Here is a 26,052-nt window from a genome sequence, read left to right as displayed (position 1 = left end):
CCGATTCGCCGCCGGTACACCGCTCGCATGCGCCGAGCCGGCGGACGGGCAGGCGCGCTCGCCGAGCCGGCGGACGGGGCATCAGCCATGATGGGACCGGACGCGAGCTGGCACGGCAGAGAGCGGGACGATGACGGAGAACAACGGCGCAGACCGGACTCAGACCGCCGGGAAGTACGTCGAGCCAGGTGAGTTCAAGCGGGACCAGAACTACATCACCACCCGGATCACCGCCGACGGGCGGGACGGCTACCCGGTCGAGCCGGGCCGCTACCGACTGGTGGTCAGCCGTGCCTGCCCGTGGGCCAACCGTCTGATCATCGTGCGGCGACTGCTGGGCCTGGAGGACGCCATCTCGATGGGCGTCGCCGGTCCGACGCACGACGCGCGGAGCTGGACCTTCGATCTCGACCCCGACGGGCGGGACCCGGTGCTCGGCATCGAGCGCATCCAGGAGGCCTACTTCGCGCGCTACCCGGACTACCCCCGCGGCATCACCGTGCCGGCCATCGTGGACGTGCCCACCGGACAGGTGGTTACCAACGACTACGCCCAGATGAGCCTGGACCTGTCCACCGAATGGACCGCGTACCACCGTCCCGGTGCGCCGCAGCTCTATCCGGAGCACCTGCGTGGCGAGATCGACGAGGTAAACGCGGTGGTCTTCGCCGACGTCAACAACGGCGTCTACCGGTGCGGCTTCGCCGGCAGCCAGAAAGCGTACGAGCGGGCGTACCGGCGGCTGTTCGACCGGCTCGACTGGCTCAGTGAACGACTCGCCGGGCAGCGCTACCTGGTCGGCGACACGATCACCGAGGCCGACGTCCGACTGTTCACCACGCTTGTCCGCTTCGACCCGGTTTACCACGGCCACTTCAAGTGCAACCGGCAGAAGCTCAGCGAGATGCCGGTGCTGTGGGCGTACGCCCGGGATCTGTTCACCACGCCCGGTTTCGGTGACACGATCGACTTCGACCACATCAAGCGGCACTACTACGAGGTGCACCGCGACATCAACCCGACCGGCGTGGTACCGCTCGGCCCCGACCTGTCGAACTGGCTGGAGCCCCACGACCGCGAGTCCCTCGGCGGCCACCCCTTCGGCACCGGTACCCCACCCGCACCCCCCACCCCCGCCGAACGCGTAAACCCCGCCCACACCCCCCTCCCCACCCCCTAGCCCCGCCCACCCCGCGCGACGTCCGGGTTGATCAAGAAGTTTTGGTCGGGATCCGCGCGGATCCCGACCAAAACTTCTTGATCAACGGGATTTTGGTTAGAGGGTTAGGCGGATGGCGGCGGTGAGGACGAGCTGGGCCAGGGCGGCGGGGACCAGGACGAGCCAGCAGAGGCGTTGGAGCTGGTCCTCGCGGAGTCGTGGGTAGGAGACCCGGAGCCAGATGATCACGAAGCTGACGGCGGCGACCTTGAGCAGGGTCCAGAGCCAGCCGAGCTGCGCGTCGGCGAACGGGCCCTGCCAGCCGCCGAGGAACAGCACGGTGGTGAGCGCCGCGATCACCACGATGCCGACGTACTCGGCCAGCAGCAGGAACGCGAAGCGCAGGCCCGTGTACTCGGTCAGGTAGCCGAAGACCAGCTCCGAGTCGGCGACCGGCATGTCGAAGGGCGGCCGGCGGATCTCGGCCAGCCCGGCCACGAAGAAGATGACCATCGCCGGTGCCTGCCAGAGCAGCCACCACGGCTGCCACGCCTCGACGATGCCGGAGAGGCTGAGCGTCCCGGCGGCCATCGCCACCGACGCGGCGGCCAGCACCAGCGGCAACTCGTAGCCGAGCAGCTGTGCCGCACCGCGCAACCCGCCGAGCAGGCTGTACTTGTTGGCCGACGCCCAGGCCGACATGAGCACGGCCAGCACGCCCACCCCGACCACCGCCAGTACGAAGAACAGCCCGACGTCGAGCGGCTGGCCGACCAGGTCGTTCGGGCCGAGCGGGATCACCAGCAGGGCCAGCAGGTACGGCACCAGCGCCACCGCCGGAGCCAGCCGGAACACCGGCCGGTCGGCGGCTCGGGGAGTGACGTCCTCCTTCTGGACGAACTTCACCCCATCGGCGATCAACTGCGCCCAGCCGTGGAACCCGCCCGCGTACATCGGGCCGAGCCGACCCTGCATGTGCGCCATCACCTTGTGTTCCGCCTGTCCGACCAACAGCGGCAGCACGAGGAAGGCAGCCAGCACGCCACCGATCCGGACCACCAGTTCCAGCCAGAGCGGCATCAGTCGCTACCTCCGTCATCCGGTGCCGGACCACCCTCGGATGCTGTCCCATCCGCAGGCGCCGGACCGCCGGGGCGCGGCCGGGAGCCCGCCCCGGCGGAGCCGGCATCCCGAGGGGTACGCGGCCCGCGGGCACCCGGTGCCGGACGGGCCGGGCGTTCCCGGGCGGGGCGGGCCGGGGTGCCGCCGCGCGGCCCCTCCCCCACCCCACCGGCACCGGCGGGGGTCGGCACGACTCCCCACTCGCCCGGCGCGGGCACACCCGGGGGTCGGATCGGGCGACGTCCACCGCCGGCCTCCGACTCACCCGGCTCCTTCGCACCCGGCCAGGGCTTCGCCACCCGGGAGGCCAGTACGAACTCCTTGCGCAGCGGATGCCCCTCGAACTCCGGGGGCAGCAGCAGCGGGCGCAGCTCGGCGTGCCCGGCGAAGTCGATGCCGAACATCTCGTGGGTTTCCCGCTCGTGCCAGGCGGCCCCCGGGTAGACCGCCACCACGGAGTCGACAATCGGTGTCTGGCGGGACACCCGGGCACGCAGCAGCACCCCGTGCCGGTGCGTGATGGACCAGAGGTGGGCCACCACGTCGAACCCGTCGGCCAACTCGTCGACGGCCGACAGCCAGTCGAAGTAGTCGAAGGCCAGCTCGGCGTCGTCGCGGGCGGCCAGCAGCGCGGCCCGCCAGGCGTTCGGGGGTACGTCGATGGTGGCCCGGGAATGGACCTCACCGCCGGAGACCGTCGCGGTGGCCTCGACGGGCGCAAGCAACGCGACGAGCCGCTGGCCGACCTCTTCCGGTGTCATGTCGCTGATCCTAGGCCCTGTGGCCGGAGTCCTCGGCCGAGCCGATGCGGAGCCAGACGGCACCCGACCGACCGGACGGGTGCACGCGGGCGGGTGACTCTCGCGGACTTCGCCGATGCCGGTCGTCGGTGGTCACCAGGATGGACCCGTGCGCGCTGTGACCGTCATTCCCGGAGTACCCGGCTCGCTGCGGCTCCTCGACGACTACCCGGAACCGGCCCCCGAGGAGGGACCGATCCTGGTGGAGGCCCTCTCGGTGGGCGTCTGCGGCACCGACATCGAAATCATCGACGGACAGTACGGCGAGGCCCCGCCCGACACCGACCACCTGGTGCTCGGTCACGAGTCGCTGGGCCGGGTGCTGGAGGATCCGACCGGTACCCGGCAACCCGGCGACCTGGTGGCCGGGATCGTCCGGCACCCCGATCCGATGCCCTGCCCGAACTGCGCGGTGGGCGAGTGGGACATGTGCCGCAACGGCCTGTTCACCGAGCACGGCATCAAGGCGTTGCCGGGCTTCGCCCGCGAGCGGTGGCGGTTGCAGCCCCGCTTCGCCGTGGGGCTCGACCCGTCGCTGATCGAGGTGGGCATGCTACTCGAACCGACAAGTGTGATGGTCAAGGCGTGGGACCACGTGGACCGGATCGGCCTGCGGGCGGAGTGGCAGCCCCGCACGGCGTTGATCACCGGTGCCGGGCCGATCGGCCTGCTCGCCGCGCTGCTGGCCAGCCAGCGGGGTCTCTCGGTGCACGTGCTCGATCTGGCCACCGAGGGCCCCAAGCCGGCGCTTGCCGGCGCGCTCGGTGCGACGTACCACTCCGGACCGCTCGATCAGCTTGACCTCGAACCGGACGTCATCATCGAGTGCACCGGCGCACCAGTGGTCGTGCTGGAGGCGATGTGCAAGGTCGGCCCCAACGGGATCGTGTGCCTGGCCGGGGTGTCCAGCGGCGGCCGGACGATCGACTTCGACGCGGGCGCACTGAACCGGACCCTCGTCCTGGAGAACAACGTCGTCTTCGGGTCGGTGAACGCCAACCGGCGTCACTGGGAGGGCGCCGCCGAGGCACTGTCCAAGGCCGACCACGCCTGGCTCGGCTCACTGATCACCCGCCGGGTGCCGCTGGCCCAGTACGCCACCGCCTACTCCCCCGGACCGCAGGACATCAAGGTCGTCCTCGACTTCGCCGCCTGAGCCGGTCGCTCCCTCCTTGGCGCGACGGGCGCCACGAAGCCGCTGCCGGCGGAGCACCATCTTCCGGTAGGGCCGGTAGGTTGCCACCGCGGTCAGCGCTCGGACCAGCTCGATCGAGCCGAGCAGCAATGCCCTGGTGTCGACCTGAGCCGGCTCTCCATCCACCCCCTCCGACAGGAGGTCCCGGCCGTGTCTGATCTCGGCGACCGCCCGTTCCACGGCGGGATCGGCGAGCACGTCGAAGGCACGTTCGAAGGCCGGTACGGAGACCGCCAGCAACTCGTCGACGACGCGCAACAGGCTCTCCAGCCGATCCCGATCGACCGGCCCCCGGAGTCCGCCACGGTCAGCTACCGTGACGAGCGTCCGGACGAGCAGGTGCGTGTCCAGCAGCCCTTCGGCATACCCGTACCGATGACGCTCCCGCCGGATCCGTCCATCGCTCAGGTGCCACTCGACGATGTCCATCAGGTCCGCCTGGATCCGGCCCACCGCCTGACCCATCATCCGTCCCCAGCGCCGCAGGTGCTCCCGCCGCAGCACGCGGTCGACCCCGAGCGTGATCACCAGGGCGCTGGTGGCGAAGCCGGTCATCCCGGACAGGACGTTGACCAGGTACGGATGCTGCTGCATGTGGTCCAGGGCACGTGCTTCCCACACCACCCCCACCGCGAAGCTCGACAGCGCGAGCGCGAGTAGCGTCCAGGCCAGCGACCGGGGCAGGCGTCTGGGCACCTCAGATCCCGGGCAGCCGACCGTTGCGGAACAGGTCGACGAAGAGCTGGTGATCGTGACGGGCGCGTACCCCGTACGTGTGGGCGAAGTCGACCAGGTGCCCGACGAAGCCGGCGGTGTCCGCGTCGACAGCGGCGACGATGGCCTCCTCGGTCGAGTAGTCGACCAGGTCGTGGCTGGACTCGTCGTCGGCCACCGAGTGCATCCGGGCGACCGACCGTCCCAGGTCGACCAGCACCCCGGCCAGTTCCTCCGGTTCGTTGACGTCCGACCAGTCGAGGTCGGCCGCGTACGGGGACACCTCGGCGACGAGTTGGCCGACGCCGTCGAGTTCGGTGAAGCCGACCCACGGGTCGGCGTGTGCCTGGAGGGCCCGCTGCGACTCGGCGGTGCGGTGTCCCTGGTGCCGGAAGTAGCCGCGGACCCGCTCGTCGTCGATGTACCGGGCCACCGCCGGCACCTGAGCCTGCTTCATGTAGATCACGACGTCGTTCTCCAGTGCCTGGGTGTGCCCCTCCAACAGGAGGTTGTACGACGGCAGTCCGGCCGAGCCGATGCCCACCCCCTTGCGCAGCACCACGTCCTTGATCTGGGCGGCCAGCGGCCGGGCCTGCGCCGTGGTGGGCGGCAGCGTGTCCAGGTACGCCTCGAACGCCGCGCACACCCGCGCCCGCACGTCACCGTCGATCTCGTACACCCCGTCGCCGACGGAGAAGCGCCGCTCGTAGTTGTCGATGGTGGTCTGTCCCCGCAGCAGGTCGACCCGGGTGTTCAACCGCGCCTGCTGGAGCACCCGGCGCAGCACACCGTCGGCGTTGTCCAGGGTGATCGACCCGATGGCGTCGTCCCCGCCGGCAGCGATGGCCCGCAGTTCGATCAGGTACGCGTTCGCGAAGCAGGTGACCAGGTCGCTGATGATCCGGTCGGAGAGCGCCTTGGTGTAGCCGATCAACGCCACGCTGGCGACGAACCGTCGCAGATCCCAGGTGAACGGCCCGACGTACGCCTCGTCGAAGTCGTTGACGTTGAAGACGAGCTGGCCGGAGCCGTTCATGTAGGTGCCGAAGTTCTCCGCGTGCAGGTCGCCGTGGATCCACACCCGGCTGGTCCGCGCGTCCAGGAAGCTGTCGTCGGCGAAGTCGCCACGCTGATCGGCGTAGAACAGGCTGGCACTGCCCCGGTAGAAGGCGAACGGCGAGGCGGCCATCTTGCGGAACTTGCGCCGGAAGGCGGCCGGGTCGAGCGCCATCAGGGTGCCGAACTCCTCGGTCAGCACCTCGATGATGAAGGCGGAACGTTGCTCGGCGAGGTCGGTCATGATCCGTACGCTAGCGAAACCTCACCACCCGGACGGCCAGCCGAGCGACCGGTCTCGCCGGACCGACCGGACCGCCCCCCGCACCCGGCCGGGCACCGGCCGCGACCCGACCCAGCAGCGTCGCCCCGGTCAGGCGCGCGGCGGGCGTACCGGTGGCGAGGTCAGGGAAGCGACGGAGCGGACCGCAGTGCCGTCGCTGGGCGGCGCGTCGACCGGTGCGGCGAGCGGGTCGGTGCGCGGCACCCCGCCGATGCCGGACTGCTCGGCGGCGATCTTCTCCTGGAGACGGAGGATGCCGTGCAGCAGCGCCTCCGGCCGAGGCGGGCAGCCGGGCACGTAGACGTCGACCGGAATCAGCTGGTCGACCCCTTTGGTCACCGAGTACGAGTCCCAGTACGGGCCGCCGCAGTTCGAGCAGGCACCGAACGAGATCACGTACTTCGGCTCGGGCATCTGGTCGTAGAGCCGCTTGATCGCCGGGGCCATCTTGTCGGTGACGGTGCCGGAGACCACCATCAGATCTGCCTGCCGGGGGCCGTGCGCGAACGGGATCACGCCGAGTCGCATGAAGTCGTGGCGGGACATGCTGGTCGCGATGAACTCGATGGCGCAGCAGGCCAACCCGAAGTTGAAGACCCAGAGCGAGTAGCGGCGGCCCCAGTTCAGCACGAACCGGATCGGCTCACCGAGCACCGCAGGCAGCTGCACGACCGCTCCCCCTCCTGTCCCCGACAGTCAACCACAATGTTCGAGGCCGGAAACCCGGGCCGGCAGGGGGTCGCGCACTCCGCATCTCGGGGCCCGAACCACGACAACGACGAGGATCGCTACGCGTACGGCTGCATCGCTGTCGGGCTTCCGGCAGAAGAGTCGGCAACCGGATCGACGCCCGTCGCGTGCCACTTGTGACACCGCGCGGACGAGCCGCGCGGTGACGGGGAACCACGGGAGGACCTTCCAGATGAGGACACGTACCGGACGTCGGCTGGCCGGCATCCTGCTCGGCACCGGCGCGGTGTTGCTGCCGCTCGCCGCACCGGCCGCCGCCGCGCCCACCACCGGCAGCCCCACCGCCGACATCTCAGTGGGTCGGCTGGTGCTCGAACCGACCGACCGCGGCTACCACGGCAGCCTGCCGGTCACGGTGACCAACAACGGCCCGGCCGCCACCTACTTCAGCGTCTACGTCGTCGAGCCGGTCGCTGGTTCGCTGGGCATGCTCAGCCCGGAGGAGGCGTGCGGCTTCGGCGCGCCGAAGGACAACCGACGGACAGCCACCTGCTCGGTGCCGGGTGGCGACATCGAGCCGGGCGAGAGCCGGTCGTTCTCGATCGCCTTTGACGTGCTCACCCCGACCCGGGACGTCGCGATGATCGCGAAGGGCGGGCGCATCTCGGTAAACATCGGCGACGGTCGGGACGAGGTCGCCGACCGGGCCAGCTTCGCCGCCCGCTTCCGCTCCACCTCGGGCTCGCTGCGCAACCCGGTGCCCTACGTGCAGGACAGCCAGGCCCGCGCCGACATCACCACGGCCGGGGCCGTGACGCTGACCCGGCAGGCGGACGGCAGCTACCAGGGCAGGCTGCCGGTGACCGTCGGGTGGGCCGGCGACACCGCGCACGAGTACCTGTGGGTCGAGGCGACCGGCCTGCCGGCGGGCGTGGTGATCTGGGGCACCGATCCGCAGGACGCCCCGAGCTCCTTCACCAACTTCGTCGTACCCGGCGACCGCTTCATGACCGGCGAACAGCGGAGCTTCGACGTGCTGCTGCACGCCGAGCCGGAGACCGTGCCGGGCGACCTCGGCACCGTCTCGTTGCAGCTCAGCACCCAGTGGTACGGCGACAGCGTGACCGACGCCGACCCGGCCGACAACACCGCATCATTCACGGTTCGCGTGGCCGACGCGGCCTGACCGCCCCTCGTCCGGCCGGTGCCCACGGCGCCGGCCGGACGTCGTCGGTCACCACGCCGGGCGTCGACGTCATCGGGTCACTGGGCAGGCGCTGGCGTCGTCGGGTCACCAGGCCGGGCGCTGGAGCAGCCCGACGAACTCCACAAGCAGCCGCTCCCGCACCGCCGCCGGGGCGGCGTCGAGCAGCGTGTTGACCACCGCCATCCGGTCCGGAGCACCAGCGCCGCCGCCCAGGCCGAGCCCTTCGGCCAGTCCCGCCACCAGTTCCGGGGTGAGCGCCTCCGGGGTGAGGCTGCCGGCCATCGCCAGTAGGTCGGACGGCAGCTCGACCGGCCCGGCGGCGCGGGTCGCGGCGACCGCGTCGGCCAGCGCCGGACCGAACTCGGCCACCCGCGGCGCCACCGCCGCGGTCACCGTGAGGTGCACGCTGGCCGGCAGGTCGGCGTACCGGAGCTGTGGTTGAGTGTGCCAACCCCGCGCGGTCAGCTCGTCCACCAGTAGGAACAGGTCGAGCGTGGGATCGTCGGCGGTGAAACAGACCACTGTCGACTCCGGCTCGGCGACCAGCCGCAGCCCTTCGGTGGCGCGTACCGCGTCGGCCAGCGTGCCCACCGCCGTCCAGGTGCGGCGGGTCAGCGCCAGGTAGCCGTCGTCGCCGAGGTGCCGCAGGGTGGCGTACGCGGCGGCGATCGGACCGCCCGAACGGGTGGACGAGATCACCGGGTTGATCATGGTGTACCCGGGCCAGTCGGCGTACGCGAAGTACTGCGGGGCGCGCAGTTGCGGGTCGCGGTGCAGCAGCACCGACACCCCCTTCGGCGCGTACGCGTACTTGTGCAGGTCCACCGAGATCGAGGTGACCCCGGGCACGGCGAGGTCGAACGGGGGCACCGGCAGACCCAGGCGACGCAGGTACGGCAGCGTCCAGCCGCCGAAGCAGGCATCGACGTGGCAGCGCACCCCTGCGGCGGCGGCCACCTCGGCGATCTGTTCGACCGGGTCCACGACGCCGTGCGCGTACGAGGGGGCGGAGCAGGCCACCAGCACCGTCTCCGGCCGGACGGCGGCAGCCACGTCGGCGACCGCCGGTCGTAGCGTGGTCGGGTCGATCGGCACGGTGTCGAGTTCCACCCGCAGGTAATGGGCCGCTTTGGCGAACGCGGCATGGGCGCTGGCCGGTACCACGATCCGGGGCGCAGTGATGTCCGGCCGAGCGTCCCGGGCGGTCTTCACGGCCAGGATGAGCGATTCGGTGCCGCCGCTTGTGACGCTGCCGACGACCTCGGGAGCGCTCGTGCCCGGCCCGCCGCCGAGCAGTCGCGCCGCCGCCGCGACCAGCGCGTTCTCCATGGCCAGCAGGGAGGGGAAGGCGGTCGGGTCGAGCCCGTTGACGTGGGCGCTCTCGGCGTACGCGGCAGCGGCGAGCGCGTCCAGCCCGGGCACCGCCGGGTCGTACACGTACGCGAACAACCGCCCCCCGTGCGTCGGCCGATCCATCGCGCGCAGCTGCCGGATCTCCGCCAGCACCTGCTCCGCCGGCGTCCCGTCCGGCCTTTTCTCGTCGATCATGGAGTTGTGGCGCCCTTTCCGTGGCTTTCAGCGGCTTTTGTTCCTGCCACAACTGCATGATCGGCGGTGGCTGGGGGTGGGGTGGGGGCGGAGAGGCGGGCGGGGGTCAGGTCGTAGGGGCGGAGCAGGAGGGTGGCCAGGCCGATGAGGAGGGCGGGGAGGATGGTGAAGCCGAGCAGGACGCCGAGGCGGGCGGTGTCGGACTGGGTGGCGGCGGTACCGGTGGTGGAGGAGACGTAGCCGGTGGTGGCGAGGACCAGTCCGTAGATGCCGGGGCCCAGGGCCAGTCCGAAGGTCTCGCCGGCCGTCCACACCCCGGTGAAGACGCCGGCCTGCCGACGCCCGGTGCGCACGGTGTCGTAGGCGATGCAGTCCGGGAGCATGGCCAGCGCGAAGACCTGCTGACCGGCGTACCCGACGCCGAGCACCGCGACCAGCAGGTAGACCACGGCGGTGGGCAGCACCGGCGCGGCGACAAGCGCCAGTCCGCCGGCCGACAGGATCAACGACGCGGCGACCAGGGCGGCGAGCTTGCCCACCCGGGCGCCCACCCGCGACCAGAGCGGCATGACCACCAGCGCCGGTCCGACGAAGCAGACGAAGAGCACGGTCGGGCCGGTCGTCGAGTCCCGCAGCACGTGGTCGGCGAAGTACTGGACCCCGGCGAGGATCGTGGCCACCCCGGCGGACTGCACCACGAAGCAGAGCAGCAGCGCCCGGAAGGGCCGGCTGCGGGCCGCGACGGCCAGTTGGGCGCGCAGGCTCGGCTCACTCTCGCCGACCGCGCCCTGCGGAGCGGACCGGGTGCCGAGGAAGGCGCCGACGGCACCGAGCGCGATCAGGGCGGCCACGAAGACACCCATCCATCGGTGTCCGGGTACACCTCCGCCGGCCGCATCACGCACCAGTGGGGCCACCGCGCCGGCAACCAGAATGGCCAGCGCCAGCACCGCGATCCGCCAGGTCATCATCCGGGTACGTTCGGCGTAGTCGCTGGTCAGCTCGGCCGGCATCGCCACGTACGGCACCTGGAAGAAGGCGAACGCGGTCGCGGTGGCGAGGAAGGCGACGGCGACGTACGCCCCGGCGGCGGGACCGGCGCCGAACGGCGCGGCGAAGATGGCCCCGAAGAGCACGGCCAGGGCCAGCCCGCCGAAGAGCAGATACGGACGACGGGCGCCCCACCTCGACCTGGTGCGATCGGAGATCCGCCCGGCGACCGGGTTGACCAGTACGTCCCATGCCTTCGGCAGCAGCACCAGCAGGGCCGCCACGCCGGCGGCCACCCCGAGGGTGTCGGTCAGATAGGGCAGCAGCAGCAGACCCGGCACGGTGCCGAAGGCCCCGGTCGCCAGCGAGCCGAGCGCATAGCCGGCGTGCACGCCCCTGGGCAGCGTGCCCGGTGGGGCTGGGCTCTGCGCGGGCTGTCCGGGGGTGGGCGGTGGGCCGGAGCCACCCGGCGGCGCGGTCATGGGGCCGAATATTACTCACGTTATGGCGGGGGTCACATCCCCTACCCGGGCCACCACGCGGCCGTCCGCATGTTCACCCCGGTACCGCGCAGCGGCGTCCCCTCGGCGAGCCAACGCGCCCGCGCCTCCCGGGCCAGCCGGGGCGGCAGCCCGCCGGACGCGTTCACCACCCGGTGCCACGGGGCCCCAGCACCATGGCGGGCCATGATCGCCCCAACCAGCCGCGCCGACGTCCGCCCGGAGCGGTCGGCCAGCGCCTCGGCCACCGCTCCGTACGACATCACCCGGCCGGGTGGGATCCGGTCGACCAGTTCCAGCACGGCCTCGACGTACTCGTCAGGTGTCACAAGCGGCCAGACTATGGGAACGGCGACAGGCCACGCCGCGACGACAGCGCAGAATGGGCGGGTGCGCGACGCAGTCACGGCGGCCCGGCGGGTCGTTGTCAAGATCGGGTCCTCCTCGTTGACCACCGCCAGCGGCGGTCTGGACGACGGGCGGGTCGACGCGTTGGTCGACGCCCTCGGCCTACGGGCCACTGACGGCCGCGAGGTGGTGCTGGTCTCGTCCGGCGCGATCGCCGCCGGCCTCGCCCCGCTCGGTCTGCCCCGGCGACCGCGAGACCTGGCCACCCAGCAGGCCGCCGCCAGCGTCGGCCAGGGCCTGCTGATCGGGCGGTACGCGGCCGCGTTCGCCCGGCACGGCCGTACCGTCGGCCAGGTGCTGCTCACCGTCGACGACGTGACCCGACGGGCCCACTATCGCAACGCGTACCGCACCCTGCGCAAGCTGCTCGACCTGCGGGCGGTGCCGATCGTGAACGAGAACGACACGGTCGCCACCGAGGAGATCCGGTTCGGCGACAACGACCGGCTGGCCGCGCTGGTGGCCGCGCTGGTCGACGCCGACCTGCTGGTACTCCTCTCCGACGTCGACGCGCTCTGGACCGGGAACCCGACCCGACCCGGCTCCCGCCGCATCCCCGAGGTACGCGACGAGGCGGACCTGGTAGGTGTCGAGATCGGCGGCAGCGGCCGCGCGGGAGTCGGCACCGGCGGCATGATGACCAAGGTGGAAGCGGCCCGGATCGCCACCGGCTTCGGCATCCCGGTGGTGCTCACCTCCGCCGCCCAGGCGGTCGCCGCGCTGGCCGGTGAGCCGGTCGGCACCTTCTTCCACCCCAGCCTCCGGCGACCCGCGGCCCGGCTGTTCTGGCTCGCCCACGCCACCGCGCCCCGGGGCCGGCTGCACCTCGACCCGGGCGCGGTCGCCGCGGTGGTGGGGCGACGCAAGTCGCTGCTGCCCGCCGGGATCACCGCCGTGGACGGCGCCTTCACCGCCGGCGACCCGGTCGACCTCGTCGACACCTCCGGCGCACCGGTGGCCCGAGGGCTGGTCAATTACGACGCGATCGAGCTGCCCGGCCTGCTCGGGCGGTCGACCGCCGACCTCGCCGCGGCGCTCGGCCCGGCGTACGAACGGGAGGTCGTCCACCGCGACGACCTGGTGCTGCTGTAAGAGACCGTCCAACCTGAGGAGTTGTGCAATGAGCGTGAGCGAGCAGGGCCGCCGGGCGCGAACGGCGGCGGAGACGCTGGCCGTGACGACGCGTACCGCCAAGGACGCCACGCTGCACGCGATGGCCGACGCGCTGGTGGCGCGTACGCCGGAGATCCTGGCCGCGAACGCCGCGGACCTGGCGGCCGGACGCGACGCCGGGCTGAGCGCGGCCGTGCTGGACCGGCTCGCCCTCGACGAGGGGCGGGTGGCCGGCATCGCCGACGCGCTGCGCCAGATGGCCGCGCTGCCCGACCCGGTGGGCGAGGTGGTCCGGGGCTCGACCCTGCCCAACGGGCTGGAGCTGCGGCAGATCCGGGTGCCGTTCGGAGTGGTCGGCGTCATCTACGAGGGGCGACCCAACGTGACCGTGGACGCCGCCGGGATCTGCCTGAAGGCCGGCAACGCGGCGCTGCTGCGCGGCTCCTCCTCGGCCGCGCACTCCAACGCGGCGCTGGTGACGGTGCTGCGGGACGCCATCGACGGTGCCGGACTGCCCGCGGACGCGGTGCAACTGGTGGACGCCAGCTCCCGCGATTCGGTCAAGGAGCTGATGCGGGCCCGGGGCCTGGTCGACGTGCTGATCCCGCGCGGCGGGGCGTCGCTGATCCGCACCGTGGTCGAGGAGTCGACCGTACCGGTGATCGAGACCGGGGTGGGCAACTGTCACGTCTACGTGGACGCCGCCGCCGACCTGTCGATGGCGGTCGCGATCACCCTCAACGCGAAGACGCAGCGCCTGTCCACCTGCAACACCGCAGAGTCGCTGCTGGTGCACGCCGACGTCGCCGACGCCTTCCTGCCGGCGATGCTGGCCGCGTTCGCCGAGGCCGGGGTGACCGTGCACGGCGACGCACGGGTAGCGGCCTACTCCGACGCCGTGGTTGCGGCCACCGACGAGGACTTCGGCACCGAATACCTCGCCGCCGACATCTCCGCCGCCGTCGTGGACTCGCTGGACGCGGCGGTCGCACACATCAGGCGGTACGGCAGCGGCCACACCGAGGCGATCGTCACCGACTCTCAGGCGGCCGCCCGGGAGTTCGTGGCCCGGGTCGACTCGGCGGCCGTGATGGTCAACGCCTCGACCCGGTTCACCGACGGCGGCGAGTTCGGCTTCGGCGCCGAGATCGGCATCTCCACCCAGAAGCTGCACGCCCGCGGCCCCATGGGCCTCCCCGAACTGACCAGCACCAAGTACGTGGTCACCGGCACCGGCCACCTCCGCCCCTGACCCGCACCCGCACCACCCTCCGCGATCTTGCACTTTCGGTCGCCGATACGGACCTGTTGCCCCACTTTGTAGAGGCAATAACTGCAAGATCGCGGGGAGCGGGGGTAACGGGGTCAGCGGAAGGCGCGGATCACGGCGAGGGTGGCGTGTACGTCGAACTGGTGGCCGTCGTCGCTGCTCCAGCCGCCGTCACTGCGCTGGGTCTCGGTGAGGCGGCGTCGGGCGGCGACAAGCGTCCACTCCTGATGATCGACGCCCACCCGGCGCAGCGTCACGGCGAGCCAGGCGGCATCGGCCGCCGACGCCTGCGGCAACCGCTCCGCCAACACCGCCTTGATCTGCGCCGACTCGTAGAACATCTGCTGCCGATGCAGGACGGCCGCGCTGAGCCACCCGGCGGCCAGGAAGGACGGCCAGCTGCCGTCGGGGCGCAGTTGGGCGGCGAGCGCCTGGCTGGCGGCCTGCACCACCCCGGCGTACGCCCCGCCGACCCGGTGGTCCAACGGACCGGCGGCCCGCGCGTCCAGGCCCGCCACCGTCAGCCAGAAGGCGGCGTTGGCGGTCAGGTACAGCCGCGCCTCCGGGTCACCCGGACGGGCCCACTCGGGCGCGGAGTCCGCGAGGGCCGGGTCCTCCTCCCAGCCGCCGTCGCGCTGCTGGCCGGCGGCGAGCCAGTCCAGGGCCCGGCGGGCGCTCGGGCGGCCCAGCGCGCCCAGGTCGTCCAGCTCCGCGAGGCGGAAACAGGTCGCGTCGACCGAGGCGACCTCGTCACCCCAGGACGCCGGCCAGCCGCCGCCAAGTGTCTGCCCGACCTCGGCGCTGTCGAGCACCTCCGGCGGTGGCTGCGTGCCGGTACGCAGCCAGGACAGGCGGGCACGCTCCACCGCATCTCCGTGAGCCACCACGAACCCGATCGCGGCGTCGATGTCGACCACGGCGGCCACGCTACCGGCGCAAACGTGATCTCGCCTCAGGAGGACGGATAGGTGAGATCCGACCGACGGCAGGGTAGCGGCGAGGGGCCCCTCCCCCATTGGACACGGCGGAGGGCCCCTCGGCTGCGGATCAGTAAACGGGCAGCGACGGATCGATCTGCTTGATCCAGGAGAGCACGCCGCCCTGCACGTGCACCGCGTCGCGGAAACCGGCCGCCTTCAACGCGGCCAACGCCTCGGCGGAGCGGACGCCGGACTTGCAGTGCAGCACGATCTGCCGGTCCTGCGGAAGCTTGGACAGCGCCTCACCGGAGAGGATCTCCCCCTTGGGGATCAGGGTGGCCCCGGGGATGCGGACGATCTCGTACTCGGCCGGCTCCCGGACGTCGACGAGGAAGATGTCCTTGCCGGCGTCCTGCCACTCCTTCAGCTCGGATGCGGTGATGGTCGCGTCGACCACCGCCTCCTGGGCCTCCACCGACACCGCGCCGCAGAAGTCCTCGTAGTCCTCCATGAGATCGGTGAGCGTCGGATTCTCACCGCAGAGCACGCAGTTCGGATCCTTGCGGACCTTGATCTTGCGGTAGCTCATCTCCAGCGCGTCGTAGACCATCAACCGGCCGACCAGCGGCTCACCGATGCCGGCGAGCAGCTTGATCGCCTCGTTGACCTGGATCGAGCCGATCGAGGCGCAGAGCACGCCCAGCACACCACCCTCGGCGCAGGAGGGGACCATGCCCGGCGGCGGGGGCTCCGGGTAGAGGCAGCGGTAGCAGGGGCCGTGCTCGGCCCAGAACACCGACGCCTGGCCGTCGAAGCGGTAGATCGACCCCCAGACGTACGGCTTGCCGAGCAGCACCGCCGCGTCGTTGACCATGTAGCGGGTGGCGAAGTTGTCGGTGCCGTCGACGATCAGGTCGTACTGGGCGAAGATGTCGCGGACGTTGTCCCGGTCCAGCGCGGTGTTGTGGATCTCGACGTTCACCAGCGGGTTGATCTCGCGGATGCTTGCCGCGGCCGACTCGGCCTTCGAGCGTCCGACGTCGGAGACCCCGTGGATGATCTGGCGCTGGAGGTTGGACTCGTCGACGGTGTCGAAGTCGATGATGCCCAGCGTGCCGACACCGGCGGCGGCCAGGTACATCAGGGCGGGCGAACCGAGGCCACCCGCGCCGACACAGAGCACCCGGGCGTTCTTCAGCCGCTTCTGCCCCTCCACCCCGACGTCCGGGATGATCAGGTGGCGCGAGTAGCGGCGGATCTCGTCAACGGTCAGCTCGGCGGCGGGTTCGACGAGCGGGGGCAGCGACACGGTGGACTCCCCGGGATCGATGGTGGGCAACCGGGCCATTGTCGCTCGGCGACGCGCCCATCGACCATGAGCAGGGACACGTCGCCCGCTATGCGGGAGCGGGAATACCGCCGGGCGGTCAGCGCTTGCCGCCGCCGTGGTCAGCCGATCAGCTCGCCGGCGTACCGGCGCCCGTCAAGGATCGGCCAGGCGTTCGGCAGGCAGCCGTCCAGGCCGTACGTCTGCTGCTGCATGACCGGCGCCGGGTCACCCGGTGCCGGACACGCCTCGTGCCCCTCCCCGAATTCGTGCCCGACCTCATGGTTGATGACGTACGCCCGGTAGACCTCCAGCGGTGCGCCGTAGTCCGGCACCGCCTCCAGCCAGCGGGCCAGATTGATGATGACCTGCCCGGGCAGCCGGCACGAGGTGTAGCCCTCGGTGCTCAGGCCCCCCTCGGCGCACATCGCCTCCGAGGTGCGCGGGGTGGCCAGGTAGACGGTGAAGTCGGCCGATTCCGCCTCGGCGATCCGCTGCACGCGCAGCTGGCCGGTGCCGATCCAGCTACGCGCGTCGGCCAGCACCCCGTCGACCGCGGCGGCGAAGGCAGCCGGGTCCTGGCCCGTGCCCCGTTCGACGGCGACCCGGTAGCGGGCCACCGGACCGTCCTCGCCGTGCACCGGCGAGTGGTCACCGGCCACCGTGAAGCTGCCGACGCCCGCCCATGGATACCGGCTCGGCCCGATTCGCTCGTCGCCTCCCGCGCCGGACGCGATCCGGTTGCCGAAGCCCTGCTGCTCCGGGGCGGCCACCCGCTGACCGGTCCGGGCCAGCAGCACCACCGCGGTGGCGGCCAGGACGAGCACCATGCCCAGCGTCACGATCACCCGGTACGGGACCAGCGGCCCGCAGTGCCGATCGTCGGGCTCCGGCGGGCCGCCCGAGCGCCGACAATCGCGCCAAAGGGGTGAAGAGGGCATGACGCCATCGTCGCACCTTATTCCGGCGCATCACCACATTTTGATCGACTGGGTGCGCTCCGCATGGATCCGCTCAGAGCGGCGGGCCCGCGTACCGCCGGCCGTCCAGATACGGCCACGGGTTCGCGACGCACCCCTTGAGGAAGAGCGTCTGCTGCATCATCACCGGCGCCGGCTTGCCACGCCCCGGGCAGCGCTCGTGCCGGTTGCCCAACTCGTGCCCGACCTCGTGATTGACCACGTACGTCCGGTACAGCGACAGCGGCACGTCGGCCTCGACGAAGTGCGGCACCGACAGCCGCCACCGGTCCAGGTTGATGATCACTTTCCCCGGCGCGCGGCAGGAGGTGTACGGCCGGCCACCGACCCGGATGTCCACACCTCCGGCCGCGCACATCCGGCCCGCCGTCCCGGCCGTGGCCAGGTAGACGGTGAAGTCGTGACGAGCGCTGCGCTCGACCTGCCGCAGCCGCAGCCGGTCGCCGTCCACCCAGCTGCCCGGGCCGGCCAGCGCCGTCCGCACCGCCAGGGCGAACTCGCCCGCGTCCACGCCGGCGCCGGACTCCACCGCCACCCGGTAACGCCGGAGGTCACCGGCCGTACCCAGCACCGGGCCGGTCCGGTCGTCATAGCCGAACCGACCCGGGCCGGTCGACGGGATCGAACCGGGCTCCTGCAGAACCGGTGGCGCGGGCGACGGGGACACCGCCACCGGCGACGGCGTCTCCACAGGTGCCACGGACGACGGGGCCACGGGCGGCCCGGACCCCACCGGGTCGACCTCTTCGGCCGCCCCCGAGCCCACACCGGTGCCGCCGGCCACCATCGTCACCACGGCACCGACGGCGGCCACCAGCACCGCCAGCCGGATCAGCGCACCCGTCCCGGGCCGCCGACGACGCCGCCCGCCCCCGTCGGACACGGTCCGGTCCGCCGTCTGACCATCGCGGCCCCGCCGGACGGCATGACGGCCAGCGGAATGCGCCGATCGAAGACGGCTACCAGGGCTGTGCACCCGGTCATCCTGCCAGGTCGGCCCGGCGGGCGGGTTCCCCAGTCTCGGCGAGCAGCCCGAGCACGGCCCGGGCCACCAGGCGCGGCACCTCAAGTTGAGCCACGTGACCGACACCGTTGATCATCAGGAGGCGGCTGTCCGGGATCACCCGGGCGGCCTGCGGCGCCACCCGCACGTCGACCAGCCGGTCCTGCCGTCCCCCGATGACCAGCGACGGTGCCCGCACCGTACCGGCCATCCGCCACAGCGAGCCCGACCCGGGCAGGTACGACCGCACGAAGCTGGACACCAGGCCACGAAAGGTCCGCACGTACGCCGCCGCGTAGTGCTCCGCCTCGTAGCGGACCCGGATCTCTTCCAGCGCCTCGCGCCTACGCTGGTCGCTGATCCGGCTGAGATCGGCCACGCACGCCTCCATGACCTGCTGGGCCATCACCTCGGGCGCGAGCTGGGCCAGCCGCCAGGCGGCCACCCGTTCGCCCCGGGGGATCGCCAGCAGCGGCAGCATCCGTCCCTGCAACGACCGGCGGAAGTCGAGGAACGGCAGGGCCGGCGACACCAGGGTCAGTGTCCGGACCAGATCCGGCCGGAGGGCGGCCACCCGTACCGAGATCGCACCGCCCAGCGAGTTGCCGAGCAGGTGCACCGGCCCACGGTCGGAGTGCTCGATCCAACGGATCACCCGGTCCGCGAAGACCGGCACCGTGTAGCGCCGGCCCGGCTCGCTGCGGCCGAAGCCGGGCAGGTCGATCGCCTGACCGTCCAGCCGCTCGGCGAGCAGGCCGGCCAGGTCGGTCCAGTTCTGCGACGAGCCGCCCAGGCCGTGCACGTACAACGCTGGTTCGGCGTCCGGGCCGGTGGCCGGCGTCTCCCGGACGTAGGTGACCGCTCCGTCGAGTCGCACCTCGCGCCCCGGCCAGGGCGGCGGAACCGAGTGGGCGGGCAGCAGCCCTTCGGGCCAGAGGGTGGCAGGCTTCACCGTTCCAGTCTGCCTGGAACGGCTCACGCCAGCAGCGCCTCCAGCCGACGGTTGACGGCGGCCAGGGTGGCGCGTACCACCGCCTGCCGGGGATCGCCGGCCACCAGCGCGGAACCGGCCAACTGCTCGACCCAGCCGTCGCAGACCAGCAGCACCACCACGGTGGCCACCTCGCAGTTGCCGAACGGCACCACCGCGGCGTGCTCCACGAAGCACCGTCCACGTTCCGCAGTGGGAACGGCGGCACAGAGCAGCTCGTCGATCGCCGCCGCCGCCGCGACGCCGCACAACCGCAGCACGAAGCCGTCCACGGCGGGTCCGGTGGCGTACCCCGAGGCGTTGTGATCGCCCGCGACCAGCCTGACCTCGACGTTGGCGTCCAGCCCGAACGTACTCACCTGGACGTGGTCGAGTACCACCCGGGGGCCCGGCACCCCGCCGGTGTCCAGCGGCCGGGACGGCGCGGACTCGGTCGTGGTGAGTTGCCCGCCGGAGTAGGAGGCACCGAGGGTCGCCGGACTGCCCGGCACACCCGACTCGTCCACTACCGCCCGGCCCCGGTGCGGAGTCGGGGACTGCCGGCGCCGCCGGGTCGTCTCCGGCACGGTCTCCGGCCGGCTCGGCGGAGCCTCCGTCCGAGTGCCACCGGGTCGGGCGGACGGACGCCGCGGCTCGGCGACCGGACGCGTCTCACCCGCCTCGCTCCGGCTCTCCGCAGCGCGTCGACGCACCGGCGCAGCGGGCACTCCGGGCAGGCCACGCGGTGCCGCGGCCAGCCCCATCCGCTCCTGCAACAGGCGAGCGACGTGTCGGCTCACTTCGGCCGGGTCGGCCCCGTCGGCGAGGTCGAGGCGCAGGCTGTGCGCCCCGGCGGGGGTACGCCGCAGGGCGGCGTCGCGGACGCCCTCGACTCCTCGGACAGCGGCGAGGATCGCGTTGACGTCGAAGCCCTCCGGCCGGTCCCGCAGCGTGGCCGGCTCGTCGTCACGGCGGAGATGAGTGGCGATCCGGGCGAGTTCCGGGGTTTCGGCGGGTGGCTCCACGGCTGGCGGCTCCGGCACGACGGGCACGTCCGGTTCGGCAGGGACGCGCTGCGGCAACACGGCCGTGGTGCTGTCCTGCGATCGGTCACCGGCCGACTCGGTCGACGGCACCGGATCGGGCGCGGACCGGCGTGCCGCATAGGGGGCTGCACTCGTCGGGACGGGCGCAGAGGGGGTGCGCTCGCGGCGGCCGGGCTCACCCGGAACCTGGTCGGTCGCGGCCGGCCCGGTGATCGGATCCGGCGGGGCGGGAGCAGAGACGGGCGTGGCTGTCGGCTCGTCCGGAACCGGCCGCAGCCGGAACGGACGATACCCGGGCGGATCGGCGGCCGACCGGGCCTCGGCGACCGGTGGCGTCGAGCCGGGATCGAGGGTTTCCCGCCGACTCGGCGGGTCAGGCTGCGGCGCGCTGCCGATGGGGGCGGTCGACCGGGTTCCGGCCGGTGGAGCGCTGGTCGGATCGACCGCACCGGATGGCGTGCCGGCCGGCGGGGAACTGGCCGGATGCAGCGCCCACGGCAGACGCTCGTCGGTCGGCTGGCCGCCGGACCGGTTGCCCCAGGACGGGGCCTCCTCGTTCCGCGTACCCCAGGGCAGGCCCTCGTTCGCCGGTGCGCCGCTGACCGGCGGCAGCGCCCAGGACGGACGTTGCTCCGCCGGCGGCGACTCCGGCGCACGCGCCCACGACGGCCGCTGGGGGGCCGGCGGGGCGCTTGTCGGATCGCCGCTGGCCGGGGGCAGCGCCCAGGACGGACGCTCCTCGGCCGGCGGCACCTCGGGCGCACGCGCCCACGAGGGCGGTTGCGGGAACGGGGGTGCGCTGGTCGGGTCGACGGCGGCCGGCGTGTCCCCGGGCTCGGGCGCGGTGGGCGACTCGCCCTCCGCAGGCTCGGCATCCCGGCGGGTCTCGTACGGCCGGGGCCGCTCCGCACGGACCGGCTCGTACGGGCGGGTCGGCTCGGCGCGGACCGGCTCGTACGGGCGGTTGGGCTCGCTGGCCCAGTTCCGGGCCGGCGCCTCACGGGACCGACGGTCGGCGGACTCACCGTCGTCGCGCGCCCACGGCGGCGCCCAGTCGCGAGCCGGGCCGGGCTGTGCCCAGCTGGGTCGGTCCGCATCACCGGCGGGCTGGTCGGCGGGCGACCAGCGGGCAGGCTGGTCGGCGCCGCCCGAAGGGTGGTCGGCCGGCCCGCCGGCCTGATCGTTGACCGGCGCGGTCGGCCAGGGCTCGCCGACCGACTCCGGCGGGAAGCCCTCGTCCCAACTCTGCTGCCGGCCACCCGTCGGGCCCTCACCGGACCGTTCGGCGGTGGGCGCGTGCAGGCCGGGTGGCATCTCGAAGCCGGAGGGAGCGGTGCCGACGGGCGGCACCTGCACGGCCGGGGGCGACGAGGTCGGCAGACCGGTGCCGGTGGTCACCGGCAACTCGCCGGACGGCGCCGGGCGTGGGGCCGGTACGACAAGCCGGTCCTTGCCGGGGTCCTGACCCGGCCCGTGCAGGCCGGGCGGGGCGCTGACCGGGGCATGCCGGTTGGCCGGCGTCTGGTCCGCGACGGGCGTGCCGTTCGTCCGGTGGCCGTTGACGTGGTTGCCGTTGACCCGCACGGGCCGCTCCGGCTCCGCCTGCTCACCGACAGGAGCGGGCAGGTCGGCATGGCGTGACGAGGCGGTGGCCCAACCGGACGGGGACTCCGGCTGCGGCCTGGTCGCTTCGGAACCGGGCACGACCTCGGGCCCCCACGACCAGTCGACCGGTGGCGGACCCCACCCGTTGCCGGAACGGGCCAGGTCATCGCGCTGACCCGTCCCGTCGCCGTGCTCTCCCGGGGTGGCGGCACCGGGTTGCCCTGTTTCACTCACCGCGCGCTCCTTGGTCGCCCCCGCTGAGGCTACCGTGTGGCGACAGTGGCGATAAGTTACAGCGGCGGGCCAATTCCGCGAGGGGCTGAGGAGCCCCGACCGGGTTCGGGTGATATGCCGGCCCGTACGACAACCTCGGAGGTTCCCATGACCGCTGTGGGGAACGGCGCCCAGACCGCCGGCCGACCCACGCGCCTGCCCCGTTCGGCGCGCCGCAAGCAGCTACTTGCCGCTGCTCAGGAGGTGTTCGTCGCGCAGGGTTACCACGCTGCGGCCATGGACGACATCGCCGAGCGGGCCGGGGTCTCCAAGCCGGTGCTGTACCAACACTTCCCCGGCAAGATGGAGCTCTATCTCGCGTTGCTCGACACGCATTGTGACGCGATCGTCGCCAAGGTGCACGACGCCATGGCGAGCACCACCGACAACAAGGAGCGGGTCAGCGCGTCGGTGCGGGCGTACTTCGACTTCGTCGATCACGAGAGCGAAGCCTTCCGCCTGGTCTTCGAGTCGGATCTGCGCAACGATCCGGCCGTGCGGCAACGCGTGGAGCGGGTCGAGCAGGGCTGCATCGCGGCGATCACCGACACGATCATCTCCGACACCGGGGTCAGCCGGGCGCACGCCGAACTGCTCGCCTCGGGCCTGGTGGGCGCGGCCGAGACCGCCGCGCAGTTCTGGCTGGCCGGCGGCCGCCAGGTACCCAAGGCCGAGGCCGAGGCGTTGGTCGCGGCGCTGTCCTGGCGGGGCATCGCCAGCTTCCCGCTGCAAGGTGAGTCAGCCTGACCTTCGACCTTGTGATCGGATAGCCTTCGCAGGGCGGCCATTTCGCCCGATGGAGGAGGCACAGTGGAGGTCAAGATCGGCGTGCAGTACGCGCCGCGCGAGCTGGTCCTGGAGAGCGCACAGTCGCCGGCCGAGATCGAGCGGATCGTGACCGACGCCGTCGCCAGGGGCGAGGGCACTCTCTCCCTGACCGACGAGAAGGGGCGGCGGGTGATCGTGCCGGTCGGCAAGGTCGCCTACGTCGAGATCGCCGAGGCATCCCCTCGGGCGGTCGGTTTCACCGTCCGCTGACGTTCTGACCGACCGGCGACAGGACCGGCGGGGCGGGCTGTCCCGCCGCACCGCCCTGTTGCCGGTCTCTGCTCAGTCGTTGCGCCCAACTCAGTTGTTGAGCCCGACGGCGGCCATCCGCGCGGTGTGCGCAGCGGTCAGCCGCCGGAACAATTCCGCCACGTCGACGTCACCACCCGCGGCGATCAGCATGGTGAGGGCCCCATGGTCGGCGGTGGCGACCCGCCCCGCCTGGGACAGCGCCTCGCCGACCAGACGTCGCGCCCACATCGACAGCCGGCCCGCCACGGTCGGATCGGCCTCCACGGCCAGCCGGATCTCGGCGGCGGCGAACTCCGCGTACCGCGACTCGTGCAGCACGTCGAGGACCAGCTGACGGTCGGGCTCTCCCAGCGCGACCGCGATCCCCCGAAGGAAGTCATCGGTGATCGCGTCACCGACGTACGCCTTGGTGACCGCCTCCGCCCAGTCGCGAGGCTCGGTCGAGTCGTGGTACGCCTGCAACGGCATGACGTACGCCGCCATCGCGTCGTCGGGCGGCACGCCGAGCGCGGTGAGCCGGTCGGCCACCCGCCGGTAGTTGGCGATCTCGGCAGCTGCCATCTCACTCAAAGCTGCCCGGCGGCGCAGGTCGGGAGCGAGCCGGGCGTCGGCCGCCATCCGGTCGAAAGCGAGCAGTTCACCGAGGGCCACCAGACCGAGCAGGTCGGCGACGGCGTGGCCGGGCGGGGTGGGGGCGGACACGTGCGCAGGCTACCGTCCGGCCGGGGTACCGGCAGGCCCGAGCGAAACCCGCCACCCCGACAATGTGTGATACAGGTCACTTACAAACCTTTGCGCCGCCACCGGCCCCCGCGGAATCGGGACGCTGTTTGGCCCGTTCAGGTAGCATGGAGGAGTTGCCGTAGGTGCCGATCCGGCTGGAGTCAACTCCGATCCGGTCGAAGTCCGACCCACGGCGCGCGTGCGGCCCGGTCCGCCCGGCTCTCTGCCGCCGACCGTGTGGCCCGCGCCATACCGAACGCGCCCTGAGGACATGACGGGGCGCACCCACGAGAGGGCACCCCCAAATCCACATGAGTGAGCCGATTCAAGACATTATCGACGGCCAGGAACTGGCCCCGACCGCTCCGGTCCGACCGGAGGCACCGACCTTCGCCGAGCTCGGCGCGCGCGCCGAGACCGTCGACGCGCTGGCCGCGGCCGGCATCACCCGCGCCTTCGCCATCCAGGAGTACGCACTGCCGATCGCGCTGCGCGGAGCTGACCTGATCGGGCAGGCGCCGACCGGCACCGGCAAGACCCTGGGCTTCGGCGTACCGCTGCTGGAGCGGGTCTTCGCACCCGACGAGGGCGGCGACGGGCTGCCGCAGGCCCTGGTCGTCGTACCAACCCGCGAGCTGGGCATCCAGGTTGCCAAGGACATCGCCGCTGCCAGCCGCACCCGGGGCGTACGGGTGCTGCCGATCTACGGCGGCGTCGCGTACGAGCCGCAGATCGAGGCGTTGCGCAAGGGCGTGGAGATCCTCGTCGGCACTCCGGGACGCCTGCTGGATCTCGCCAAGCAGAAGCATCTGCGCCTGCACGGGGTACGCGCACTGGTGCTGGACGAGGCTGACCGGATGCTCGACCTCGGCTTCCTCGACGACGTCGAGCGGATCCTGGCGATGCTGCCGGAGGACCGGCAGACCATGCTCTTCTCCGCGACCATGCCGGATCCGATCGTGACGCTGTCCCGACGCTTCCTGCGCCACCCGATCACCATCCACGCCGGGCACACCGCCGAGACCGGCCCGTCGCCGCAGACGGAACAGCTTGTCTACCGCACCCACTCGATGAACAAGATCGAGATCGTGGCCCGGATCCTCCAGGCGGAGAGCCGCGGCCTGACCATCATCTTCACCCGAACCAAGCGGGCCGCCGACCGCGTCGCCGAGGACCTGGACTTCCGTGGCTTCGCGGTCGCGGCGGTGCACGGCGACCTCGGTCAGGGCGCCCGCGAGCGGGCCCTGCGGGCGTTCCGGGCCGGAAAGATCGACACTCTGGTCGCCACCGACGTGGCAGCCCGGGGCATCGACGTCAGCGGCGTCACCCACGTGATCAACTACGACTGTCCGGAAGACCAGGACACCTACACCCACCGGATCGGCCGGACCGGTCGGGCCGGCGCGACCGGTGTCGCGGTGACCTTCGTCGACTGGGACGACATGCCCCGCTGGCGGATCATCGACAAGACGCTCGGCCTGGACATGCCCGAGCCGCCGGAGACGTACCACACCTCGCCGCATCTCTACACGGACCTGCACATCTCCACCGAGATCACCGGCACCCTGCCGACCGCGGAACGCACCCGTGCGGGACTGGCCGCCGAGGTCGAGGAGGACCTGGGTGGTGGCCGCTCCCGGCGGGGCGAGCCGCGTGGCACTCGCCGCCGCAGTCGCGGCGACGGCGGTCGTGGTGAGGGCGGTCGTGGTGAGGGCGGGCGCGGACGCGGCGGCAGCGGTCGCCGGCAGGACGGTGCCGACACCACGCCGACCGACGCCACCGCGAGTGACGCCGAGGAAGGCACTCGTACTCCCCGGCGTCGTCGGCGTCGCCGGGCCGGCGAGGCGGTGGCGGGCGCCGAGACCGTGTCGACGGCCGTCGACGGCACCCCCGCCGAGGCGACCACCGACCGCAGCGAGGACGGCGCCGGTGAGGCTACTCCGCGCCCGCGCCGCCGCCGACGCCGCCGTGGTGCCGCAGCCGACAGCGGTACGCCGGCCGAGGCGACCACCGACTGACCACGTACCGCCCGAGGCGGCGGAGAGCGGCCAGTGCCACTGGCCGACCCGT

Annotated in this window: 23 protein-coding genes; 8 read left to right on the top strand and 15 right to left on the bottom strand. The window is 72.4% G+C overall.

Annotation, left to right across the window (positions count from 1 at the left end; genetic code table 11):
• Nucleotides 1–130: 130 nt before the first annotated feature.
• Nucleotides 131–1,180 carry a glutathione S-transferase C-terminal domain-containing protein gene (locus tag O7624_RS19295; protein ID WP_282236802.1) on the top strand — a complete coding sequence of 350 codons (1,050 nt, stop codon included), beginning with the start codon at nucleotides 131–133 and terminating at the stop codon, nucleotides 1,178–1,180.
• A gap of 96 nt (nucleotides 1,181–1,276) precedes the next feature.
• Here O7624_RS19295 and O7624_RS19290 read toward each other — a convergent pair whose 3' ends face one another.
• Both O7624_RS19290 and O7624_RS19285 read right to left on the bottom strand, forming a co-directional pair.
• Entirely contained in the window at nucleotides 1,277–2,239 is a 963-nt protein-coding gene (locus tag O7624_RS19290; RefSeq protein ID WP_093403566.1) for a complex I subunit 1 family protein, read from the bottom strand.
• Nucleotides 2,239–3,042: an NADH-quinone oxidoreductase subunit C gene (locus O7624_RS19285; RefSeq protein ID WP_282236801.1), complete on the bottom strand. Its 804-nt coding sequence runs from the start codon at nucleotides 3,040–3,042 to the stop codon at nucleotides 2,239–2,241. Before O7624_RS19285 ends, O7624_RS19290 begins: the two co-directional genes overlap by 1 nt.
• Before the next feature lie 148 nt (nucleotides 3,043–3,190).
• Here O7624_RS19285 and O7624_RS19280 point away from each other — a divergent pair, with 148 nt between their 5' ends.
• Nucleotides 3,191–4,237: a glucose 1-dehydrogenase gene (locus O7624_RS19280; protein WP_170863404.1), complete on the top strand. Its 1,047-nt coding sequence runs from the start codon at nucleotides 3,191–3,193 to the stop codon at nucleotides 4,235–4,237.
• On the opposite strand, the gene O7624_RS19275 is transcribed toward O7624_RS19280, so the two are convergent.
• The 3 genes from O7624_RS19275 to O7624_RS19265 form a co-directional block, all read right to left on the bottom strand.
• Entirely contained in the window at nucleotides 4,142–4,972 is an 831-nt protein-coding gene (locus O7624_RS19275; RefSeq protein ID WP_282236800.1) for a hypothetical protein, read from the bottom strand. The two genes, O7624_RS19280 and O7624_RS19275, sit on opposite strands and share 96 nt — an antisense overlap.
• Before the next feature lies 1 nt (nucleotide 4,973).
• Complete coding sequence (locus tag O7624_RS19270; RefSeq protein WP_282236799.1) at nucleotides 4,974–6,290, bottom strand: DUF2252 domain-containing protein; 1,317 nt, start codon at nucleotides 6,288–6,290, stop codon at nucleotides 4,974–4,976.
• A 129-nt stretch (nucleotides 6,291–6,419) separates the two neighbouring features.
• Entirely contained in the window at nucleotides 6,420–6,998 is a 579-nt protein-coding gene (locus O7624_RS19265; protein ID WP_282236798.1) for an NADH-quinone oxidoreductase subunit B, read from the bottom strand.
• Between the two features lie 253 nt (nucleotides 6,999–7,251).
• On the opposite strand from O7624_RS19265, the gene O7624_RS19260 reads away from it, so the two are divergent.
• Nucleotides 7,252–8,205 carry a hypothetical protein gene (locus tag O7624_RS19260; RefSeq protein ID WP_282236797.1) on the top strand — a complete coding sequence of 318 codons (954 nt, stop codon included), beginning with the start codon at nucleotides 7,252–7,254 and terminating at the stop codon, nucleotides 8,203–8,205.
• A 105-nt stretch (nucleotides 8,206–8,310) separates the two neighbouring features.
• Here the strand turns inward: O7624_RS19260 and O7624_RS19255 are convergent, their stop codons facing one another.
• From O7624_RS19255 to O7624_RS19245, 3 genes are read right to left on the bottom strand one after another with little or no spacing between them, the layout of a single operon-like run.
• The gene (locus tag O7624_RS19255; protein WP_282236796.1) at nucleotides 8,311–9,774 is read right to left on the bottom strand and encodes an aminotransferase class V-fold PLP-dependent enzyme; all 1,464 of its coding nucleotides are present in this window, start codon (nucleotides 9,772–9,774) and stop codon (nucleotides 8,311–8,313) included.
• The gene (locus O7624_RS19250; RefSeq protein WP_282236795.1) at nucleotides 9,771–11,246 is read right to left on the bottom strand and encodes an MFS transporter; all 1,476 of its coding nucleotides are present in this window, start codon (nucleotides 11,244–11,246) and stop codon (nucleotides 9,771–9,773) included. The genes O7624_RS19255 and O7624_RS19250 overlap by 4 nt, the downstream gene beginning before the upstream one ends.
• 41 nt (nucleotides 11,247–11,287) lie before the next feature.
• Nucleotides 11,288–11,593 (bottom strand): MGMT family protein, encoded by a 306-nt coding sequence (locus O7624_RS19245; RefSeq protein WP_282236794.1) that lies wholly within the window; start codon nucleotides 11,591–11,593, stop codon nucleotides 11,288–11,290.
• 61 nt (nucleotides 11,594–11,654) lie between these two features.
• Here O7624_RS19245 and proB point away from each other — a divergent pair, with 61 nt between their 5' ends.
• Nucleotides 11,655–12,764 (top strand): glutamate 5-kinase, encoded by a 1,110-nt coding sequence (gene proB / locus O7624_RS19240; protein WP_282236793.1) that lies wholly within the window; start codon nucleotides 11,655–11,657, stop codon nucleotides 12,762–12,764.
• Nucleotides 12,765–12,792: 28 nt separating this feature from the next.
• The gene (locus O7624_RS19235) at nucleotides 12,793–14,037 is read left to right on the top strand and encodes a glutamate-5-semialdehyde dehydrogenase (protein ID WP_282236792.1); all 1,245 of its coding nucleotides are present in this window, start codon (nucleotides 12,793–12,795) and stop codon (nucleotides 14,035–14,037) included.
• 113 nt (nucleotides 14,038–14,150) lie between these two features.
• Here O7624_RS19235 and O7624_RS19230 read toward each other — a convergent pair whose 3' ends face one another.
• The 6 genes from O7624_RS19230 to O7624_RS19205 all read right to left on the bottom strand — a co-directional run bounded on the left by O7624_RS19230 (nucleotide 14,151) and on the right by O7624_RS19205 (nucleotide 22,140).
• Entirely contained in the window at nucleotides 14,151–15,071 is a 921-nt protein-coding gene (locus tag O7624_RS19230) for a prenyltransferase/squalene oxidase repeat-containing protein (protein ID WP_282236791.1), read from the bottom strand.
• 31 nt (nucleotides 15,072–15,102) lie between these two features.
• Complete coding sequence (gene moeZ / locus O7624_RS19225; RefSeq protein ID WP_170863402.1) at nucleotides 15,103–16,323, bottom strand: adenylyltransferase/sulfurtransferase MoeZ; 1,221 nt, start codon at nucleotides 16,321–16,323, stop codon at nucleotides 15,103–15,105.
• 101 nt (nucleotides 16,324–16,424) lie between these two features.
• On the bottom strand, nucleotides 16,425–17,144 hold the full coding sequence (locus O7624_RS19220) for a DUF3152 domain-containing protein (RefSeq protein ID WP_282236790.1): 720 nt from the start codon (nucleotides 17,142–17,144) through the stop codon (nucleotides 16,425–16,427).
• Between the two features lie 172 nt (nucleotides 17,145–17,316).
• Entirely contained in the window at nucleotides 17,317–18,165 is an 849-nt protein-coding gene (locus O7624_RS19215; protein WP_348774956.1) for a DUF3152 domain-containing protein, read from the bottom strand.
• A gap of 97 nt (nucleotides 18,166–18,262) precedes the next feature.
• Complete coding sequence (locus O7624_RS19210; RefSeq protein ID WP_093403545.1) at nucleotides 18,263–19,237, bottom strand: alpha/beta hydrolase; 975 nt, start codon at nucleotides 19,235–19,237, stop codon at nucleotides 18,263–18,265.
• A 23-nt stretch (nucleotides 19,238–19,260) separates the two neighbouring features.
• Complete coding sequence (locus O7624_RS19205; protein WP_282236789.1) at nucleotides 19,261–22,140, bottom strand: hypothetical protein; 2,880 nt, start codon at nucleotides 22,138–22,140, stop codon at nucleotides 19,261–19,263.
• Between the two features lie 147 nt (nucleotides 22,141–22,287).
• Here O7624_RS19205 and O7624_RS19200 point away from each other — a divergent pair, with 147 nt between their 5' ends.
• Complete coding sequence (locus tag O7624_RS19200) at nucleotides 22,288–22,926, top strand: TetR/AcrR family transcriptional regulator (protein WP_093403541.1); 639 nt, start codon at nucleotides 22,288–22,290, stop codon at nucleotides 22,924–22,926.
• A gap of 63 nt (nucleotides 22,927–22,989) precedes the next feature.
• Nucleotides 22,990–23,217 carry a DUF3107 domain-containing protein gene (locus O7624_RS19195; RefSeq protein ID WP_093403539.1) on the top strand — a complete coding sequence of 76 codons (228 nt, stop codon included), beginning with the start codon at nucleotides 22,990–22,992 and terminating at the stop codon, nucleotides 23,215–23,217.
• A gap of 90 nt (nucleotides 23,218–23,307) precedes the next feature.
• Here the strand turns inward: O7624_RS19195 and O7624_RS19190 are convergent, their stop codons facing one another.
• Nucleotides 23,308–23,961 carry a ferritin-like fold-containing protein gene (locus O7624_RS19190; RefSeq protein ID WP_282236788.1) on the bottom strand — a complete coding sequence of 218 codons (654 nt, stop codon included), beginning with the start codon at nucleotides 23,959–23,961 and terminating at the stop codon, nucleotides 23,308–23,310.
• A gap of 332 nt (nucleotides 23,962–24,293) precedes the next feature.
• Here O7624_RS19190 and O7624_RS19185 point away from each other — a divergent pair, with 332 nt between their 5' ends.
• The gene (locus O7624_RS19185; protein WP_282236787.1) at nucleotides 24,294–26,000 is read left to right on the top strand and encodes a DEAD/DEAH box helicase; all 1,707 of its coding nucleotides are present in this window, start codon (nucleotides 24,294–24,296) and stop codon (nucleotides 25,998–26,000) included.
• Nucleotides 26,001–26,052 lie beyond the last annotated feature (52 nt).

The organism is Verrucosispora sp. WMMD1129 (genome assembly GCF_029581255.1).
In the GTDB taxonomy this organism is placed as follows: domain Bacteria; phylum Actinomycetota; class Actinomycetes; order Mycobacteriales; family Micromonosporaceae; genus Micromonospora; species Micromonospora sediminimaris.
Note: the sequence above shows the minus strand (reverse complement) of the source record. Positions and strands in the feature narration are given on the sequence as shown.

Coding starts and splice junctions, on each gene's coding strand:
- O7624_RS19295 (WP_282236802.1), top strand. CDS start 131: ATGACGGAGAACAACGGCGCAGACCGGACTCAGACCGCCGGGAAGTAC.
- O7624_RS19290 (WP_093403566.1), bottom strand. CDS start 2,239: ATGCCGCTCTGGCTGGAACTGGTGGTCCGGATCGGTGGCGTGCTGGCT.
- O7624_RS19285 (WP_282236801.1), bottom strand. CDS start 3,042: ATGACACCGGAAGAGGTCGGCCAGCGGCTCGTCGCGTTGCTTGCGCCC.
- O7624_RS19270 (WP_282236799.1), bottom strand. CDS start 6,290: ATGACCGACCTCGCCGAGCAACGTTCCGCCTTCATCATCGAGGTGCTG.
- O7624_RS19260 (WP_282236797.1), top strand. CDS start 7,252: ATGAGGACACGTACCGGACGTCGGCTGGCCGGCATCCTGCTCGGCACC.
- O7624_RS19255 (WP_282236796.1), bottom strand. CDS start 9,774: ATGATCGACGAGAAAAGGCCGGACGGGACGCCGGCGGAGCAGGTGCTG.
- O7624_RS19250 (WP_282236795.1), bottom strand. CDS start 11,246: ATGACCGCGCCGCCGGGTGGCTCCGGCCCACCGCCCACCCCCGGACAG.
- O7624_RS19235 (WP_282236792.1), top strand. CDS start 12,793: ATGAGCGTGAGCGAGCAGGGCCGCCGGGCGCGAACGGCGGCGGAGACG.
- O7624_RS19230 (WP_282236791.1), bottom strand. CDS start 15,071: ATGGGGGAGGGGCCCCTCGCCGCTACCCTGCCGTCGGTCGGATCTCAC.
- moeZ (WP_170863402.1), bottom strand. CDS start 16,323: ATGGCCCGGTTGCCCACCATCGATCCCGGGGAGTCCACCGTGTCGCTG.
- O7624_RS19200 (WP_093403541.1), top strand. CDS start 22,288: ATGACCGCTGTGGGGAACGGCGCCCAGACCGCCGGCCGACCCACGCGC.
- O7624_RS19185 (WP_282236787.1), top strand. CDS start 24,294: ATGAGTGAGCCGATTCAAGACATTATCGACGGCCAGGAACTGGCCCCG.